General features: G+C 65.8%; 15 protein-coding genes and 1 tRNA gene. 11 read left to right on the top strand and 5 right to left on the bottom strand.

What is annotated here, in order from left to right:
• Positions 1–40: 40 nt before the first annotated feature.
• Positions 41–982 (bottom strand): tripartite tricarboxylate transporter substrate binding protein, encoded by a 942-nt coding sequence (locus tag AC1DOX_RS22160; protein ID WP_441617520.1) that lies wholly within the window; start codon positions 980–982, stop codon positions 41–43.
• Positions 983–1,105: 123 nt separating this feature from the next.
• Positions 1,106–2,749 carry an acyl CoA:acetate/3-ketoacid CoA transferase gene (locus AC1DOX_RS22155; RefSeq protein ID WP_441617393.1) on the bottom strand — a complete coding sequence of 548 codons (1,644 nt, stop codon included), beginning with the start codon at positions 2,747–2,749 and terminating at the stop codon, positions 1,106–1,108.
• Positions 2,750–2,965: 216 nt separating this feature from the next.
• On the opposite strand from AC1DOX_RS22155, the gene AC1DOX_RS22150 reads away from it, so the two are divergent.
• On the top strand, positions 2,966–3,769 hold the full coding sequence (locus tag AC1DOX_RS22150; protein ID WP_441617391.1) for an IclR family transcriptional regulator domain-containing protein: 804 nt from the start codon (positions 2,966–2,968) through the stop codon (positions 3,767–3,769).
• Positions 3,770–3,987: 218 nt separating this feature from the next.
• Here AC1DOX_RS22150 and AC1DOX_RS22145 read toward each other — a convergent pair whose 3' ends face one another.
• On the bottom strand, positions 3,988–4,596 hold the full coding sequence (locus AC1DOX_RS22145; RefSeq protein WP_441617389.1) for a glutathione S-transferase family protein: 609 nt from the start codon (positions 4,594–4,596) through the stop codon (positions 3,988–3,990).
• A 167-nt stretch (positions 4,597–4,763) separates the two neighbouring features.
• On the opposite strand from AC1DOX_RS22145, the gene AC1DOX_RS22140 reads away from it, so the two are divergent.
• The 5 genes from AC1DOX_RS22140 (at position 4,764) to AC1DOX_RS22120 (ending at position 9,560) form a co-directional block, all read left to right on the top strand.
• Positions 4,764–5,222: an Lrp/AsnC family transcriptional regulator gene (locus tag AC1DOX_RS22140; RefSeq protein WP_441617388.1), complete on the top strand. Its 459-nt coding sequence runs from the start codon at positions 4,764–4,766 to the stop codon at positions 5,220–5,222.
• A 210-nt stretch (positions 5,223–5,432) separates the two neighbouring features.
• Entirely contained in the window at positions 5,433–6,422 is a 990-nt protein-coding gene (locus AC1DOX_RS22135) for a 2-keto-3-deoxygluconate permease (RefSeq protein ID WP_441617386.1), read from the top strand.
• A complete protein-coding gene (locus AC1DOX_RS22130; RefSeq protein ID WP_441617384.1) occupies positions 6,419–7,654 on the top strand; it encodes a four-carbon acid sugar kinase family protein in 1,236 nt (411 codons plus the stop codon). The genes AC1DOX_RS22135 and AC1DOX_RS22130 overlap by 4 nt, the downstream gene beginning before the upstream one ends.
• Positions 7,655–7,719: 65 nt before the next feature.
• Complete coding sequence (gene pdxA / locus AC1DOX_RS22125; protein WP_441617382.1) at positions 7,720–8,721, top strand: 4-hydroxythreonine-4-phosphate dehydrogenase PdxA; 1,002 nt, start codon at positions 7,720–7,722, stop codon at positions 8,719–8,721.
• A gap of 62 nt (positions 8,722–8,783) precedes the next feature.
• Positions 8,784–9,560 (top strand): DeoR/GlpR family DNA-binding transcription regulator, encoded by a 777-nt coding sequence (locus AC1DOX_RS22120; protein WP_441617380.1) that lies wholly within the window; start codon positions 8,784–8,786, stop codon positions 9,558–9,560.
• Between the two features lie 100 nt (positions 9,561–9,660).
• On the opposite strand, the gene AC1DOX_RS22115 is transcribed toward AC1DOX_RS22120, so the two are convergent.
• Complete coding sequence (locus tag AC1DOX_RS22115) at positions 9,661–10,527, bottom strand: class II glutamine amidotransferase (protein ID WP_441617378.1); 867 nt, start codon at positions 10,525–10,527, stop codon at positions 9,661–9,663.
• A gap of 383 nt (positions 10,528–10,910) precedes the next feature.
• A tRNA-Ser gene (locus AC1DOX_RS22110) sits at positions 10,911–10,990 on the bottom strand.
• Positions 10,991–11,135: 145 nt separating this feature from the next.
• Between AC1DOX_RS22110 and AC1DOX_RS22105 the strand changes: the two genes are divergently transcribed.
• The 5 genes from AC1DOX_RS22105 (at position 11,136) to AC1DOX_RS22085 (ending at position 16,214) form a co-directional block, all read left to right on the top strand.
• Complete coding sequence (locus AC1DOX_RS22105; RefSeq protein WP_477114060.1) at positions 11,136–12,449, top strand: tyrosine-type recombinase/integrase; 1,314 nt, start codon at positions 11,136–11,138, stop codon at positions 12,447–12,449.
• Positions 12,450–12,742: 293 nt separating this feature from the next.
• Entirely contained in the window at positions 12,743–13,429 is a 687-nt protein-coding gene (locus AC1DOX_RS22100; RefSeq protein ID WP_477114059.1) for a hypothetical protein, read from the top strand.
• A gap of 174 nt (positions 13,430–13,603) precedes the next feature.
• A complete protein-coding gene (locus tag AC1DOX_RS22095) occupies positions 13,604–13,855 on the top strand; it encodes a DNA-binding protein (protein ID WP_477114058.1) in 252 nt (83 codons plus the stop codon).
• Complete coding sequence (locus AC1DOX_RS22090) at positions 13,855–14,223, top strand: hypothetical protein (RefSeq protein ID WP_477114057.1); 369 nt, start codon at positions 13,855–13,857, stop codon at positions 14,221–14,223. Before AC1DOX_RS22095 ends, AC1DOX_RS22090 begins: the two co-directional genes overlap by 1 nt.
• Entirely contained in the window at positions 14,220–16,214 is a 1,995-nt protein-coding gene (locus tag AC1DOX_RS22085; RefSeq protein WP_477114056.1) for an AAA family ATPase, read from the top strand. Before AC1DOX_RS22090 ends, AC1DOX_RS22085 begins: the two co-directional genes overlap by 4 nt.
• Positions 16,215–16,413 lie beyond the last annotated feature (199 nt).

The raw sequence follows: 16,413 nt of genomic DNA, 5'->3' as shown, positions 1-16,413 counted from the left end.
GCATGCGGGCGGGGGTGTTGGCGGTCGGGATCGCCGCAGCTCAGTCGCCGCGGATGCCGTTGTCCTGGATCACCTTGCCCCACTTCGCGTAGTCATTGCGCATGCGGGTGGCCAGTTGGTCCGGCGGCATGAAGGACGCCACCGTACCCGCGCCCAACATCTTCTGCTGCACGGTCGGGTCGGCCAGTGCGGCGCGCAGCTCGGCGGACAGCTTCGCGACCACCTCCTTCGGTGTGCCGGCCGGCGCCAGCAAGCCGCCCCACGACGCAGCATCGAATCCCGGAAAGCCTTGCTCCGCCACCGTTTTCACCTCGGGCGTGAAGCTGACGCGGCTGGCCGATCCCACCGCGATCGGACGCAGCTTGCCGGCCTTGATATGCGGCAACGCGGCAATCATGTCCGCGAACATCATGGGCACCTGCCCCGCCAGCAGGTCGGACATCGCCGGCGCGCTGCCCTTGTAGGGCACGTGCTGAACGTCGAAGTGCCCCAGGCTCTTCAGCAATTCGGTCGACAGGTGCCCGAAGCTGCCATTGCCGGCGCTCGTGTAGTTGAACTGGCCGGGCTTCGCCTTCACCCTGGCGATGTACTGCTGCAGGTCCGTCACGTCCGGCAGCGATTGCGGATTCACCACCATCACGATCGGCAGTTCGTAGGCGGCACCGATCGGCGTGAAGTCCTTGAAGATGTCGTAGCCCTTGCGCGCGATCAGGTGCGGCGCCAGCAGCGTGGGCGTGGCCAGCATCAGCAGCGTGTAGCCATCCGGCGCGGCCTTGGCCACCGCCTCGGCGCCGATCGTGCCCGACGCACCCGGGCGGTTGTCGATCACCACGGTCTGCTTCAGGGACTCGCCCATCTTCTGGCCGATGATGCGCGCGGCGGTGTCCGTGGGGCCGCCGGCCGGGAACGGCACGACCAGCCGGATCGGCTTGTCGGGGTAGCCTTGCTGCGCCAGCGCGGGCGCGGCGGCAAACGGCAGCATGGCTGCCAGGGCAATCGTGGAAAACGTGAGACGACGACGTTGGTGTTGCACAGTCCTTCCTCCAATGGGCCGGTCAGCGCCGGCTTGCTTTTGATTTTCTGAGTGTCTGAGCGGTCAGGGCAGTCAGAGCGTCATGACGCCGGGCCGAAACAGGCGCGCGTCCATCTCGCGCAGGTCGTCCGCCACGGCCACCGGCGTGGCGCACTGATCCAGCACGTCGCGCTGCAGGTCCATGCCGGGGGCGATTTCCACCAGCGTGAGGCGCGGCTCGCCGCCGGCATCGGGACGCATCTCGAACACGGCGCGCTCGGTCACGTAGAGCACCGGCACACCGAGCGACGCGACGTACGGACCGTTGAAGCTCAGGTGCGAGACCTCGGGCACGATCTTCTTCACGCGGCCCTCGCGCACGATCTGCAGGCGATCGCCTTCCGCGCGGATTTCCAGCCCACCGGCCGTCAGCGTGCCCATGAACACCACGGCGCGCGCGCTTTGGGTGATATTGATGAAGCCGCCCACGCCCGCGATCAGCGCGCCCTCGCCTTCGCCAAATTTGCTGACGTTGACGTTGCCGTGGCCATCCAGCTCCGCCAGGCCAAGAATCGCCAGGTCGATGCCGCCACCCTCGTAGAAATCGAACTGCGCCGGCTGGTCGACCACCGCCTCGGGATAGGCCGATGCACCGAAGCTCAATCCGTCGGCGGGCGTGCCGCCAATCGGGCCCGCTTCCACGGTCAGCGTGAAGCCATCGAGTCCGGCCTGATGCGCCAGCGCGCCCACGGCGGCGGGCATGCCCACGCCGAGATTCACCACGCGCGGCTGGCGACGCGCCAACTCCATGACGGCGCGACGCTGGACGATGGTCCGCGCATCGAGGGTCGCCGCCGCGGCGGGCAGCGCTTCGGCCTCGCGCGCGTGCTCGGCTGCCGACGCCGCCTCGCCACGCCACGGCGTCACGTAGGCCTCGTTGTAGGCCTCGGCAAACGTCATCTGGTGGTGCGCGGGCTGCTCGCTGACGACCACGTAGTCGACCAGGATTCCCGGCACGTGGATGGCCTGCAGGTTCTGGTGATAGTCGACGAGCGATTCGACTTGCGCGATCACGATGCCGCCCGAGTTGTGCGCGGCTTGCGCCATCGCCAGCAACTCATGGTGAAAGGCCTCGCGATGCGTGCTCAGGTTGCCGCGCGTGTCGGCCGCCGTGCAGCGAATCAGTGCGCAGTCGATGCGGAAGCTCGGATAGAACAGATACTCGTCGCCGCGGAAATCGACGGCTTCCACCCAATTGGCGTGGCCCGCCGTGATGGCATCCCGCGCACGCTGGTTCACGGCGCCGCCGTGGTAACGCGGATCTTGTGCCGTACGCGGATCGACAAAAGTATGCAGGCCGATCTTGGTCATCACTCCCGGCTTGCCGCCGGCAATCGCGCGATAGAGGTGGGTCAGCACGCCCTGCGGCAGGTTGAAGCCCTCGCATTCCTCATTCATGGCCAGCGTGGCCAGACGCGTGGCAGAGCGCCAGTGACCGCCGACGATGGCCTTCGTCATGCCGGCATTGCCGAAGTGGTTCACGCCGCGCGCGCCGCGATCGCCCTGCCCCGCCGAGTAGACCAGCGTCAGGTCGCGCGGCAGCCCATGCTGCAGGAAACGCTGCTCGAGCGCCTCGGTCACGCCCTCGGCATGGCCGGCACCGACAAACCCCGCGCTGGCCACGGTCCAGCCGCTTTGAACGAGTTCCGCCGCCTGCCGGGTGGTGATCACCTTCATTGCTGTCTCCAGTTTTCCTCTTTGTCGTGGTTTCTACCGACCCACGTTTTCCGAACATTTGTTCGCAAAACGCCTATCATACGGATCGACCGCCCGGACGCAAGTCCGGTCTGACCCGCAGAAGCCCCTTAAGCTGAACGCTCGGTTCGACCCCGGTACAACCCAATTCGACCGCCCAACGCCATCGATATGGCTGTCTCGACACGCCGATCCGCCATGCCGCGCACCGAAACCCCGCCCGCCGACCTCCCCGACACGCCCAGGAAAGAGGAACTGCTCGATTCCCTGACGAAGGGGCTGGCCCTGCTGCGCCTCTACGCGAGCGGCGTGGAGCGGCTGACGATGCAGGAGGCAGCCGAGCAACTCGATGTGACGCGCGCCGCCGCACGCCGGCTGCTGCTGACGCTGGAACACAACGGCTACCTCGCGCAGGAAGGCCGGCAGTTCGCGCTGACCCCCAAGGTGATGGACCTGGGCTACGCGTACTTTGCCTCGATGAACCTGCCGCAACTGGCGCGGCCGTACCTCCAGGCACTATGCGCCGAGGTGAACGAAAGCTGCTCGATCGGCATGCTCGACCGGGATTCCGTGGTCCTGGTGGCGCGTGAGGAACCCAGCCAGATGCTCCGCGTGGACATGGCCATCGGCCGCAGGATGCCGGCCTATGCGCATTCGCTGGGCCGGGTGTTGCTGGCCGGGCTGGACGACGACGCCCGCGCCACCTACCTGGCCGGTGCCGAACTCAGGAAACTCACGCCGTTCACGATCAGTTCCCGCCCGGCTTTGGCGCGCAAGCTGGAGCAGGTCAGGGCCGAAGGGTTCTGCACGCTGATCAGTGAACTGGTTGACGGATTCGCCGGCATCTCGGTGCCGCTGCGCGACCAGGACGGCAAGACCGTGGCGGGGCTCGGCCTGAGCATGGTGCTGGGGAGTCGCGACCAGGCCTACCTGGAGCGGCACTATCTGCCGCCGCTGCGCCGTGCCGCCGCAAACATCGAGGCAATCCTGAAGGCGCGCTGACCGGACTCGGCCCCTCGCAATCGCACTTCGCCTGCAGGCATCGGCCGGCACTGCGCCGGCGACTCGAAAAGGAAAAAGCCCCGCAGGCCGGGGAAGGTCGCGGGGCTGAAGTGGTAGCGGGGCAAGGATCCTGTCACCCCGGGCATATCTTGCAAGAACCGTCTTACCCCCACATCACCCGAATGTGGGGCATTTGGTGGGGTATCGCACGCTGACAATCATGCGTGCGGAAATGCCGTGAAGACCGGAAAGCGCTCTATGGCCGCCGCAAATGCCGCCAGCGCGGGATGCTGATCCGCGGCAATCCTTCCGGGGAGCAAGTCCTGCGTGAAGGTCCAGACCACGGCAGTCGTGAGGTCCGCCTGACTCAGCGCGGCCGCATCGGCGGGCACTCTCGTGGCGGCGATTTCCTGCTCCAGCAGCGCGTAGGCACGGGCGAGCTGGCCGTCGACGCGATCCATCCACGGCTGGTGCACCTTCTCCGGTGGACGCAGGTTGTGCTCGTAGACGTCCTGCACGGCCTTTTCGCAGGCTGCCAGCGCAAGCCCAAGAATGCGCAGCGCCCGCTGGCGCGCGTCGATCGTGGCCGGCATCAGGCTGCGCCCGGCCAGCGTCTCCGCATAGTCGATGATCAGCGTGGAATCCATCAGCACGACACCGTTGTCGCAAACGAGCGATGGCGCCTTCACGACCGGATTGATCGACCGGAACTGATCAAAGGTGCGGAACACCGACACCGACTCATGCGAAAACGGCAAGTCCAGCAGCGTCAGCGTGATCGCCGCGCGGCGCACGTATGGGGAATCCAGCATGCCAATCAGTCTCATCTCGTGCACTCCTGTGTGAGGTGTTCGGGAACATCCGATATCGCATATGATCCTTCGCGCATGTCTGAAAGCCAAAGGGCGGTCATCGGAAATTGCCTGCCGGCACCGATGATTCATCGGCGCGCGGCAATGCGCAAGCAAGGCAGCCGGCAGAACGAGAGGGGCGGATGAAACTGGACAAGAAGGACCGATTGATCATCGAGGCGCTGCAGACCGATGCGCGCCAGAGCCTGGCGGCTATCGGCAAGCGCATCGGCCTGTCCCAACCGGCCATGAGCGAACGTGTGCGAAAACTGGAAGACGCCGGCGTCATCGAAGGCTACGGCGCACGCATCAACCTGCGCGCGCTGGGGATCGGGCTGGAAGCCATCATTCACGTGGAAACCGACCACGCCGGCATCCGCAAATACGTCAGGCTGTTCGAGGAGATGCCGGAGGTCCTGGGGGCCGACCGCGTCACCGGCCAGTACTGCTTCATCGTGCGCTGCGCGATCCCGCAACCGTCCGATCTCGAACGCGTGGTGGACACCCTGGCCGCGCACGGGGCGGTAACTACCTCGCTCGTCCTGTCGAGTCCGGTCAGGAAGACTGTGACGATCGGCGCGGCGAAGGGCGCCGATCGCTGAGCCGCCGATGCTGCCCATTCGGCAACTGCGGCAACTGCGGCAACTGGAGCGGCTTCGGCATCATTTTTTGCTCGATTCAATCATTTTTCTGACTGAACTAGTCAAACATAACGAGTTGTCCTACACTTCGCTCCACGAATGATCGAATCGATCAATCGCCTGCTCAAAAAACCCACAGGTAGCCGCACCCACACGCGGCAGGAGACGAAGATGCAGATTCATATCAAGCGCGCCATCGAGCGCGTACCGGGCGGCATGATGATCGTGCCGCTGCTGATCGGTTCGCTGGTGGCCACGTTCGCGCCCGAGGGCCCCAAGTTCTTCGGGTCGTTCACCAACGCCCTCTTCACCGGCGCCCTGCCGGTCCTCGCGGTCTTCTACGTCTGCATGGGCGCCAGCATCAACATCAAGGCCACGCCGTACATCGTCAAGAAAGGCGGCGTACTGTTTGCCACCAAGGTGGGCACGGCGATGCTGCTGGGTGTGATCCTGGGCCACTTCCTCGGTGAAGCGCCGATCAGCGCCGGCATGTTCGCCGGCCTGTCCACGCTGGCCGTGGTGGCCGCGATGAACGACACCAACGGCGGCCTCTACATGGCGCTGATGGGCCAGTACGGCAAGCCGGAAGACGTGGGCGCGTACAGCATCATGTCGCTGGAGTCCGGCCCGTTCCTGACGATGATCACGCTGGGCGTGGCCGGCCTCTCCGCCTTTCCGTGGCCGACGCTGGTCGGGAGTATCCTGCCGTTGCTGCTGGGCATGTTGCTGGGCAACCTGGACCGCGAGATGCGCGACTTCCTGAGCAAGGCCGTTCCCGTGATGATCCCCTTCTTCGCGCTGGCACTGGGCGCCGGCCTGGACCTGCACAAGGTGTGGCAGGCCGGCATGCTGGGCTTGGGCCTCGGCATTGCCGTGGTCGTGATCACCGGCTTCGCGCTGTACATCGCCGACCGTCTGAGCGGCGGCACGGGTGTGGCGGGCGTAGCGGCGGCCAGTACCGCCGGCAATGCCGCGGCGGTGCCGACACTGGTGGCCGCGGCCAATCCGGCCTACTCGGAAGCCGCCAAGAGCGCAACGATCCTGGTGGCCGCCTGCGTGGTCGTCACGGCCGTGCTGACCCCGCTGGTCACCGCCTGGGTGGCACGCCGCGTAGCCAGCAAGACCGACGCCACGATGGCCAGAAACGGGACCACGGCATGAGCTGGCTGATCATCGCCGATGACCTGTCCGGCGCCGCCGACTGCGCCATTGGCTTTGCCGCCCACGGTGCCCGCACCGTCGTGACGCTGGAGGCGACGGCCTCGGCCGACATCGCCGATGCCGATGTCGTGGCCGCCGACGTCGACAGCCGCCGCATGACCCCGCAGGACGCCGCGGCGCGCAATCTCGACGCCTGGCATCGCAGCCACGGTGCCGGCCGACGCCTGTACAAGAAGATCGATTCGACGCTGCGCGGCAACTGGGCCGCGGAGACTGGCGCATTGCAGCCGCTGGCCGGGCTGGCGATCGTCGCCCCCGCCTTTCCGGCGACGGGACGCACCACGCGCAACGGTTGCATGCTGATCAACGGGCAGCCGCTCGAGGGCTCCGACATCTGGCAGCTGGAAGGCCTGACCGGGCGCGCCGACATGGTCGCGCTGCTGGCCGCGCAAGGGCTGCGCGCCGCGCTGGTGCCGCTGGATACGGTCCGTGCCGGCGCATCCGCCGTGCAGGCGATGCTGACCACGTTCGCGGGACAAGGCGTGCAGGCAGTTGTCTGCGACGCCGACGTCGAACAGGATCTGATGACGCTGGCCGAGGCCTCCACACGCATCGAAGCACCCGCCTTCTGGGTCGGCTCCGGTGGCCTCGCCCGGGCGCTGTCGGCGCTATCGACAATTGGGGCGGTTGCGCCGGCGGCTGGCGACAAAGCAGCCGAAGCGCTCCATCACGACGGCCCGGTGCTGACGCTCGTCGGCAGCCTCTCAGGAGTATCGGGCCGGCAGGCCGCCTGCCTGTGCGAACAGGGCCGCATCGCATCGCTGGTAGTACCGCCGCAGGCGCTGCGCGATGGCCCCGGCCACGCTGGCTGGGACGTTGCCCAGCAATCGGTTGCAGAATGCCTGCTTGCCGGGCGCGACCTGCTCGTCAGCATCGGCCGCGATGACGCGTTCGACCCCGCCGAGGGTCCGCGCCTCTCCGCCGCACTCGCGCAACTGGTGCTGCCTTACTTCGATCGCGTCGGAGGCCTGATCGCCACCGGCGGCGAAACCGCACGGGCGATGCTCGCCGCGGCCGGCATCACCGCCCTGACGTTGCGGCGCGAGATCGAGCCGGGCGTGCCCCTGTCCATCACCCGCGACACGCCTACACGACGCGTGGCCACCAAGGCCGGCGCATTCGGCACGGACGCGGCGCTGTGGCTGGCGTGGCAAGCCATGCGGCAAGACTGAATTTCCAGCGCCGTTGTTTATGAAGACGGCGCGCAGTGACAACACCCGAAACGGGACACAGACAAATGAACGACTACCTTCCAGTCATCGGCATCACCATGGGTGACGCCACGGGCATCGGTCCCGAAGTCATCGTCAAGAGCCTGGCGCATGAAACGGTCTACGCGCAATGCCGCCCGCTCGTGATTGGCGACGCCCGCCGGCTGGAGCACGCGGGCAAGCTGGTGCAATCGGCGCTGAAGGTGCGTGCCATCCAGTCGCCCGATGAAGCCCGCTTCGAACCCGGCACGATCGACTGCATCGACCTCGGCCTGATCCCCGAAGACCTGCCTTTTGGCAAGCTCTCCGCCGTGGCGGGCGACGCCGCATTCCGCTACATCGAACGCGCCGTGGCACTGACCCGCGAAGAGAAGATCGATGCGATCTGCACCGCGCCGCTGAACAAGGAAGCCCTGCACGCGGGCGGCCACAAGTTCCCCGGCCATACCGAGATGCTCGCGCATCTGACCGGCACGCCGGAGGTATCGATGATGCTGGTGGCTCCCAAGCTGCGCGTGATCCACGTGACGACGCACATCGGCCTGATGGACGCCATCCGCAAGATCGAACCAGGCCTCGTGCAGCGCACGATCGAGCGCGGCCAGGTAACGCTGCAGCGCGCCGGCATCGCCGCGCCGCGCATCGGCGTGTGCGGCATCAACCCGCACGCTGGCGAGAACGGCTTGTTCGGCCAGGGCGAGGAAGAGCAGAAGATCATCCCGGCGGTGGAAGCGCTGCGCGCCCGCGGCTGGGACGTGGAAGGCCCGCTGCCCGCCGACACGCTGTTCTATCGCGCCGGGCGAGGCGACTTCGACCTCGTCGTGGCGATGTATCACGACCAGGGTCACGGCCCGGTCAAGGTGCTGGGTCTGGAAGCCGGCGTGAACATTACCGTGGGCCTGCCGGTGATCCGCACGTCCGTCGACCACGGCACTGCGTTCGATATCGCCGGCAAGGGTATCGCCGACGAGCGCAGCCTGCTGGAAGCGCTGCGCCAGGGCGCGGAACTGGCGACGCGCCGCGCCTGATACCGCCACCGCTGCTGTAAGATCGGGGATCGATTTCGATCCCCTTTTCATTTGCCCCTGCCATGAAAGCCGCCGACCGCCGCCGCGCCATTCTCGAACTCGTGTTGTCGGGCGAGGATGCCAATGTCGAACGGCTGACCGGTAGCCTGGGCGTGTCCGAGGCCACCGTGCGGCGCGACCTGACCGCTCTCGCCCGCGAAGGTCGCATCGTTCGGACCTATGGCGGCGCGGCGGCACTGATGCAGGTGGGCGGCCACGAACCCGAAGCCTCACTCGAGGAACGCAAGGTCCTGCAGCGCGAGCAGAAGGAAGCCATCGCCCGGATGGCAGCATCCTTTGTGCAGGATGGCGACGCAGTGCTGCTGGACAGCGGCACCACCGCCACTGCTCTCGCCCGCCTGCTGGCCGCGCGCGAGGATCTTCACGTCTACACCACCAACCTGCTGGCCGTGACGGCGCTTGTCGGCCTGCCCAAGATCCGCGTCACGCTGATCGGCGGCGACGTACGTCCGTCGAGCATGGGCACCTTTGGTCCGCTGGCGCAGGTGGCGCTGTCGCGCATCAGCGTCGACAAGGCATTCCTCGGCGCCGACGGTGTGGTTGCCGGCGTGGGCCTCTGCGAAGCCAGCGCGGAGCAAGCCTACCTGAAGGAATGCATCATCCGGCAGGCTGCCGATATCTTCGTGCTGGTGGATTCGACCAAGCTGGGCCGCGCGCGGCAGCAACACTGGACGCCGTTGGAGCGAGCCTGGACGCTGGTGACGGATGCCAGCGCCACCGCCGCGCAACTCGAGCCGTTCCGGGGGTTGAAGCAGGTGAAAGTGGCCGTGGCCGATTGATGGATGAGGGCTGGCTGACGACTGGCGCCGGCGTTGCCGGGATACGCGACATTGGCTCGCGTCGGCATCGGCATTCGCTTTTCCCCTCGCTCCAGGACAACTAGGACTGCTGGAGCGATGGCAGCAGTGAGGGACTCGGCAGCCGTGGCGAGAAGCGCTTGTGATCGATCTCCCCACCCCGGGCAACCAGGATGGTCGCTTCGGGAATCTCCTCCCACACCCCCTGCACTTCAATCAGCGGTTCGGAAAGAACCAGGAAAGCGTCGTCGCCAGCGGCGATGATGCGCGGGTCCTCTGGATAGAGCGCGCGCAGTTGCCGGAACGAGGTGCTATGGAACAGCGTCCGCGAGTCCGCCTCGCTTGAATAACGCACCGCGACGATCTGCTGCCCGTCCGTGACGCAGACGGTCATGTTGAGCGGAAATTGCACGTCGTGCCGATGTCCGACATCCTCGATCAGGCCGGCCATCTGCTCCAACGCGCCGCACGGGTCGCGCTCCAGGCCAAAAGTCAGGGCCAGGAAAAACATCACCTCGGAATCGGTCGACCCCTCTATCCAGCGAAACAGATGCGGCGCCACCGCCATCATCAAGTCGCGGCGAATGACGGGGTAATCGCGAATCAGCCCATTGTGGACAAACAGCCAGCGGCCGAAGCGAAACGGATGGCAATTGGTCTCCTGGGTAGGCGTTCCAGTTGCCGCCCGCACATGCGCAACGAACAGCGGCGCCCTCACTGCCCGGGCGGCTTCGCGAAGATTGGTATCGCTCCAGGCTGGATGGAGACAACGATAGCGAAACGGCACCTCCGAGTGGCGACCATACCAACCGACACCAAATCCGTCGCCATTGGTGGTGGTATGGCCGAGCCGCGAATTCAGGCTTTGGTCGATCAGTGAGTGTTCCGGCTGGAACAGCACCGTTTCCAGCGGAACGGATTTGCCCGAGTAGGCCAGCCAGCGGCACATGATGCTTTCCCTCCACATGTCTTACGCGGACGCATCCCATGCGAATCGGTCCGACTCGACAGGTGACGCCGGAGATTCGCCGAACGCGGCTCTCCAGGCGGAGTCGTATCGGCTTCGCCATTTTGGTCGCGCCCGCATTGACGTGCACGTCGCACTACAAATAAACCGTAGCCCAAAGATCGCCCGGGCGCAGGGGAAATGTCCAGGTTCGGTGGAAAGATGGGGCCCGCGACTGTAGGCCCATGGCGCGATTTCCGCCGCTGGCCATTGCCAGGGCGTTGAGCCCGGGAGATTCGTGACGCCTGCACCCTGTCGCCCGACGACGCACGACACGCGCAAAGAAAAAAGGGTTTGCGGCATTACCCGCAAACCCTTTCGGTACATGGTGGGCCTCCCGTGAGTCGAACACGGCACCAACGGATTATGAGTCCGGCAACTTTGGTATTTATTACTGTTGAGGCACATTGACACCGTGACATAAAACCCCATGAAAACAGCATGTTAGCGCGCCATGCGGCGCATTCGCCATTGACCAAAGGGGAGGCTTTGCCATACGATCGTCTTACATATCCCTTACATGGTGACCTCCCCCGACAAGGTGGCGACGCATGGCACGAGTCAATTTCACGGGCAAGCGGGTCGACGCACATCACTGCCCTCAGGGCAAGGCACAAGCCTTCCTGTGGGACGCGGCATCCCCCGGGCTGGGGCTGCGCGCGACCGCCAGCGGCGCGAAAGCGTACATCTTCCAGGGCGAGATTCACGGCCGCACCGTGCGCCTGACGATCGGCGACCCGCGCAGCTGGAGCATCGAGCAGGCACAGGAGGAAGCGCGCCGCCTGCAACGGCTGATCGATGACGGCAGGGACCCGCGCGTCGTCAGGGCCGAAGCACACGCCGCGCTGGCGGCAAAAGCCGCGACCGAGGCGCTGCAGGCCGTTACCGTCGGCGAAGCATGGGCGGTCTATCTGGAAGACCGTCGCCCGCACTGGGGCGAGCGCCACTACCGGGACCACCTCGCGAAGGCACAGGCCGGCGGCACAGCAGCGATCCGGGGCACCCGGGGCCGGGGCGTGACGATTGCGGGGCCGCTCCATCCCCTTATGTCGCTGAAGCTGCGCGACCTGAACCCGCCGACCATCGAGGCATGGGCGACCCGCGAAGCAAACGCGCGGCCGACGTCCGCACGGCTGGCGTGGCGGCTGCTGAAGGGCTTTCTTTCTTGGTGCGCCGAGCAGCCGGCCTATGCACCGGTGGTCACCAGCAACCCGGCCAAGACTAAGAAGACGCGCGAGACGCTGGGCCCGGCGGGCGTGAAGCGGGACGCCCTGCAGCGCGCCCAGCTGGCCGACTGGTTCGCCGCCGTACAGGGGCTCGGCAATCCGGTCATCGCCGCCTATCTGCAGACGCTGCTGCTGACGGGCGCCCGGCCCGGCGAAGTGCTGGCGATGCAGTGGGAGGACGTCAACACCCGGTGGAAAGGCCTGACCATCCGGGACAAGATCGAGGGCGAACGCACGATTCCGCTGACGCCGTACGTCGCGCAGTTGCTGGCCGCCCTGCCCCGCCGCTCGGCGTGGGTATTTTCCAGCGCCGTCACCGTCCCCGGCAAGGCGCCCCAGCCGATCAGCAAACCCCACCAGATGCACGAGCGTGCGTGCGCGGTCGCGGGCATCGACGGCCTGACCCTGCAGGGCCTGCGCCGCTCGTTCAAGAGCCTGACCGAGTGGCTGGAATGCCCGGCCGGTGTCGTCGCCCAGATCATGGGACACAAGCCGAGCGCGACGGCCGAGAAACACTACACCGTGCGTCCGCTCGACCTGCTACGCGTACACCATGAGCGCATCGAGGCATGGATGCTGGAACAGGCCGGCATCCCGTTCGACCCCGCGCAGGCACGACCGGCACTGAAGGCGGTGTAAGTGCCCTGGCGTGCGTGGGACGGAAGACTCTCCACCGAAGCACCGCCCTTCTGTTCACCATGGCGAGCAGCACTTGCCACCATGGTGCCAAGCCGCACTCGCCCGGCGCGACTGCATTCCGCCCTGTTACAGCACCGAAAAAAAAGCGCAGATCCACCCCGATGCATCCTGACCTCGAACGGCATAATGGGCTCGCCCGCCCACATCGACGGATGGAAAAATCGCCCCCCCTCACCGGCCTGGCAGGGTAATGAACTGAAGGCGAAGCACGAACGACACGAAGGGTGTGAACGATGCAACATCAAGACCACTGGATTGGCCACCCGACCGCCGCGCGCCGACTCACTGACGACGGCGTCCTGTACCGCGATCCCGAAAATCAGTCGCTGGCGATCCTGCTTGGCGCCTTCCCCGCCGAAGAACAGTTGTTTCGTGGCGCCAATCTCTGGGAAGTCGACCGATTTGTGGAAGGACTGGAAGCCAGCGCCGACCCGATGGCACCAGAGATGCGCGCAACGCTCGATAAGGTGCGAAAGCTCGGCAAACAAGGAAACTGGCCCGAGTGTCGTCTACAGGCCAAGACCATTAATACCGCCATGTACGCCAGACGGGAGTTGGAAAATTCAACCCGACGGGCCGACATACTTCAGGAACTTCTGCAGCAGGCGCTTCAGCCATCAATGGAAGTTGCCGTGCCGACTGCCGAAGCCAGCCAGACTGGCGCCAAGGCTGCCCAGCCCGATGCCGGTCTGACCAAGCGCGAACGCCAGATTCGGGCCATCGAGGCGACAGCAGACGCCATGAATTTTCCACGCCTGGACGTCCCCGTCGGCGGCAAGGCGGCCATCAAGGACGGCTGCAAGGCACGCTACCTCGACCTGTTTGGCGCGGGCGACGACCCGTTTCTCGACGCATGGAAAGAAGCCTCGAAGACCGGGCGGGTCGGGATGACCGACCGCGACAAGTTCGCCCGGAGGTAGGGGAAAAATACCCCACCTCCCCACTCTTGCGACCCCACTAGCACCCCACCCGAAACTATCAACGCCGAGACATGAAGCCGAACGCGGCGGGAGTCTTGCAGCGACGATAGCGAATATCGGCACGTTATCGACGCTCCAAGCCCCCGCCAAATGCGGCCGGATTGGACGTTGATAATGAACCGTACCTCCCCCCCTGCGCTACTCGAAGTCCATCACGCACCAGGCATTCCGCCTGGCCTCGCCGCGCTCGCAAACGGCCGCGATGCGCTCCCCACGACCGAAGCTGCGCACGCTCTGAACCGCAAGGAACAGACGCTGCGCAAGTGGGCCTGCCGCGAGAATGGCCCGATTCGCCCCGTCCGCATCAACGGCCGCCTCGGCTGGCGCGTCGCAGACATCGCCACGCTGCTGAACGGGGGCCAATAATGAAAAAGTCCGGCCGCCTGGAAGCTGAACCGGACTTCTTCGAGACCATCGAAGCTGTCCCCAATATTACTACGCGCCTGAAGTTTGCGGGTACTGACGACCCGCAATGCCTGCGCGTCATCTACGCCCTCCTCGATCGTCCGCTGTCCGTCGAACATGAGGAATTCGCCTCGGATTGCGGCATGGACCCGGCCGCCATTGCAATGCTGCGCGACCTTGGTCTGGGCGAGAAGGGCCTGCCGTGCATGATAGTGCCTGCCTTTGACCGCGATGGACTGCCGGTCCTGCAACGCGTCTACCTGCTGACGCCGGCTGGGCGCCGCGCCGTTCGTGCGTGGCAGCGCAAGCGCGACAAGGAGGCGGCATGATGCACGGCCTCGATGAAATCGAGCGCGCCCGCACCGCCCTCTTCGCCTGCGATGCCGGCTGTTCCCGCGACCAATGGGTGCGCATCGGCATGGCAGCAAAGGCCGCGGGCGTCGCGTTCGATGACTTTCGCTTGTGGAGCGAGGATGCACCGAACTACCACAGCGAACAGGACTGCCTGAGTGCGTGGAAGTCGTTTGGCGATGGCGCGGTAAAGGCCGCGACGCTGTATCACGCGGCGCGTAAGGCCGGCTGGCACGACCCGACCAAACCGCATCAGAACGGCACGCAGGCCGCCCGCGTGCCGCTCCTCTCGCCCACGGGCAACCCCAAGCCGCCAGGCGCTCAGACGCCCCGTATTGCCCTGTCCGCCGTCTTTGACAGCTACCCGCCCGCCGCAATCGAGCATCCCTACATCGCAGCCAAGCGCGGCGTCCCGGATGGGCTGCGCGTCGTCCCGCCGGACAGCCAGCTTGTCATCAAGGGAAAGTCCGTCGCCGGCTACCTGGCTGTTCCGGTTCGCTCGCTGGATGGCGAACTGCTGACGGTGCAATATATCCCGCCTGGCGGTGGCGACAAGCTGAATGCGCCCGGCGCCTCGTTTGACGATGGCGTTTTCGTGATCGGCGACATCAGTGCCGACGGTCGCCTCTATGTTTGCGAAGGCATCGGGCAGGCGTGGGCGGTGGCCCGGGCCGACTATCACGCCGCTGCTGTCGTCACGTTTGGCGCGGGCCGCTTTCGTCGCGTCGCGGAGATGCTGCGCACGCGGCTTCCCCGAGCATCCCTTGTGTTCATCGCCGACCGTGGCAAAGAACCGCAGGCCGAGGCTATCGTCCGCGAGGTGGGCGGCACATGGGTCGAGTTGCAGGCAGACAAGCCGACCAACTACGACTGCAACGATTTCGAGGCCGACCACGGCAGCGAAGCGCTGGCGGAGTTGCTGCAGGCGGCCAAGACGACGCCAATGCGCTACCGGCTGCAATCCGCCGCCGACCTGATGAGCGCACCGCCGCTGCGCTGGCTGGTGCGCGGCGTGGTGCCAGCCGACGGGCTCGCCGCTCTGTTCGGGCCGTCCGGGTCGGGTAAATCGTTCCTGGCATTCGACCTGTGCGCTGCCATTGCCAACGGAAGCGAATGGTTCGGACACCGCGTGACTGCCGCGCCAGTCACCTACGTCTGCCTCGAAGGCGAAGCAGGCTTCAGCAAACGCGCGAAGGCATGGAGCCTCCAGCACCAGCGCGGCGTGCCGGACGGGATGCGCTTCATCACGCAACATCTCGACCTGCGCCAGCCGGGCGACATTACCGACCTTGCCGCCGCAGTCCTGGCAGGTGGGGGGCGTGACGGCCTGCTCGTGATCGATACCCTGAACCGCGCCGCGCCCGGCGTCGATGAAAACTCCAGCAAGGACATGGGCGAACTTATCGCCGGCGCGAAGGAACTGCGGCAGCGCATCGGTGGCGTTGTTCTGCTGGTGCACCACACTGGCAAAAACGAGAAGAAGGGTTTGCGCGGCCATAGCAGCCTGTACGCCGCGCTGGATGCAGCCATTGAAGTGTCGGGGATCGATGATCCCCGCGAGTGGTCGATTGCCAAAAGCAAGGACGACGAGAGCGGCGCTCGAACCGCCTTCCGGCTGCAGGTGGTAGAGCTTGGTGATGATGAATACGGCGACCCAACGACGTCTTGCACCGTGACGCCTGACGACAGCGTCGCCAAAAAGCAAAACATAAAGCTGCCCCAAGGCGGCAATCAGCGCATCGCGTTGGACGTGCTGGGCAAGCTCTTGCGCGAGTCCCGCGATTTCGGCAAGGGCGACGCTCCGCCGACCCATCCCTGCGCCGAACTGGAGGCTGCCGTGCTGGAGGTAGCGCGCCACTTGACCGAGGTGGACCCGAAGCGCCGTACCGAACGCGCCAAGGAAGCAATCAAGGGCTTGGTCGCGCGCGGCACGCACGGAATCACTGACGGCTGGCTCTGGCGCAAATGACGCTCAACAACCGTTCCCAGAGCCCTTCCCGAAAATCCCCGCCCCTAAAAGGCTGAGCTTTACCCACAAGCTTGGCTCGCTATCCCGAATTAAAGATACGGAACATCTCTGTGATTTCGTGCAAGACGAGGAAGCCTCGCCAGATGACGGTAGCGCCGGGCGGAGGATCGTTGCGGCGATTCAGGTAGCCGCCAAGGGT

It is taken from the genome of Cupriavidus sp. 01L415 (assembly GCF_056400065.1).
Note: the sequence above shows the minus strand (reverse complement) of the source record. Positions and strands in the feature narration are given on the sequence as shown.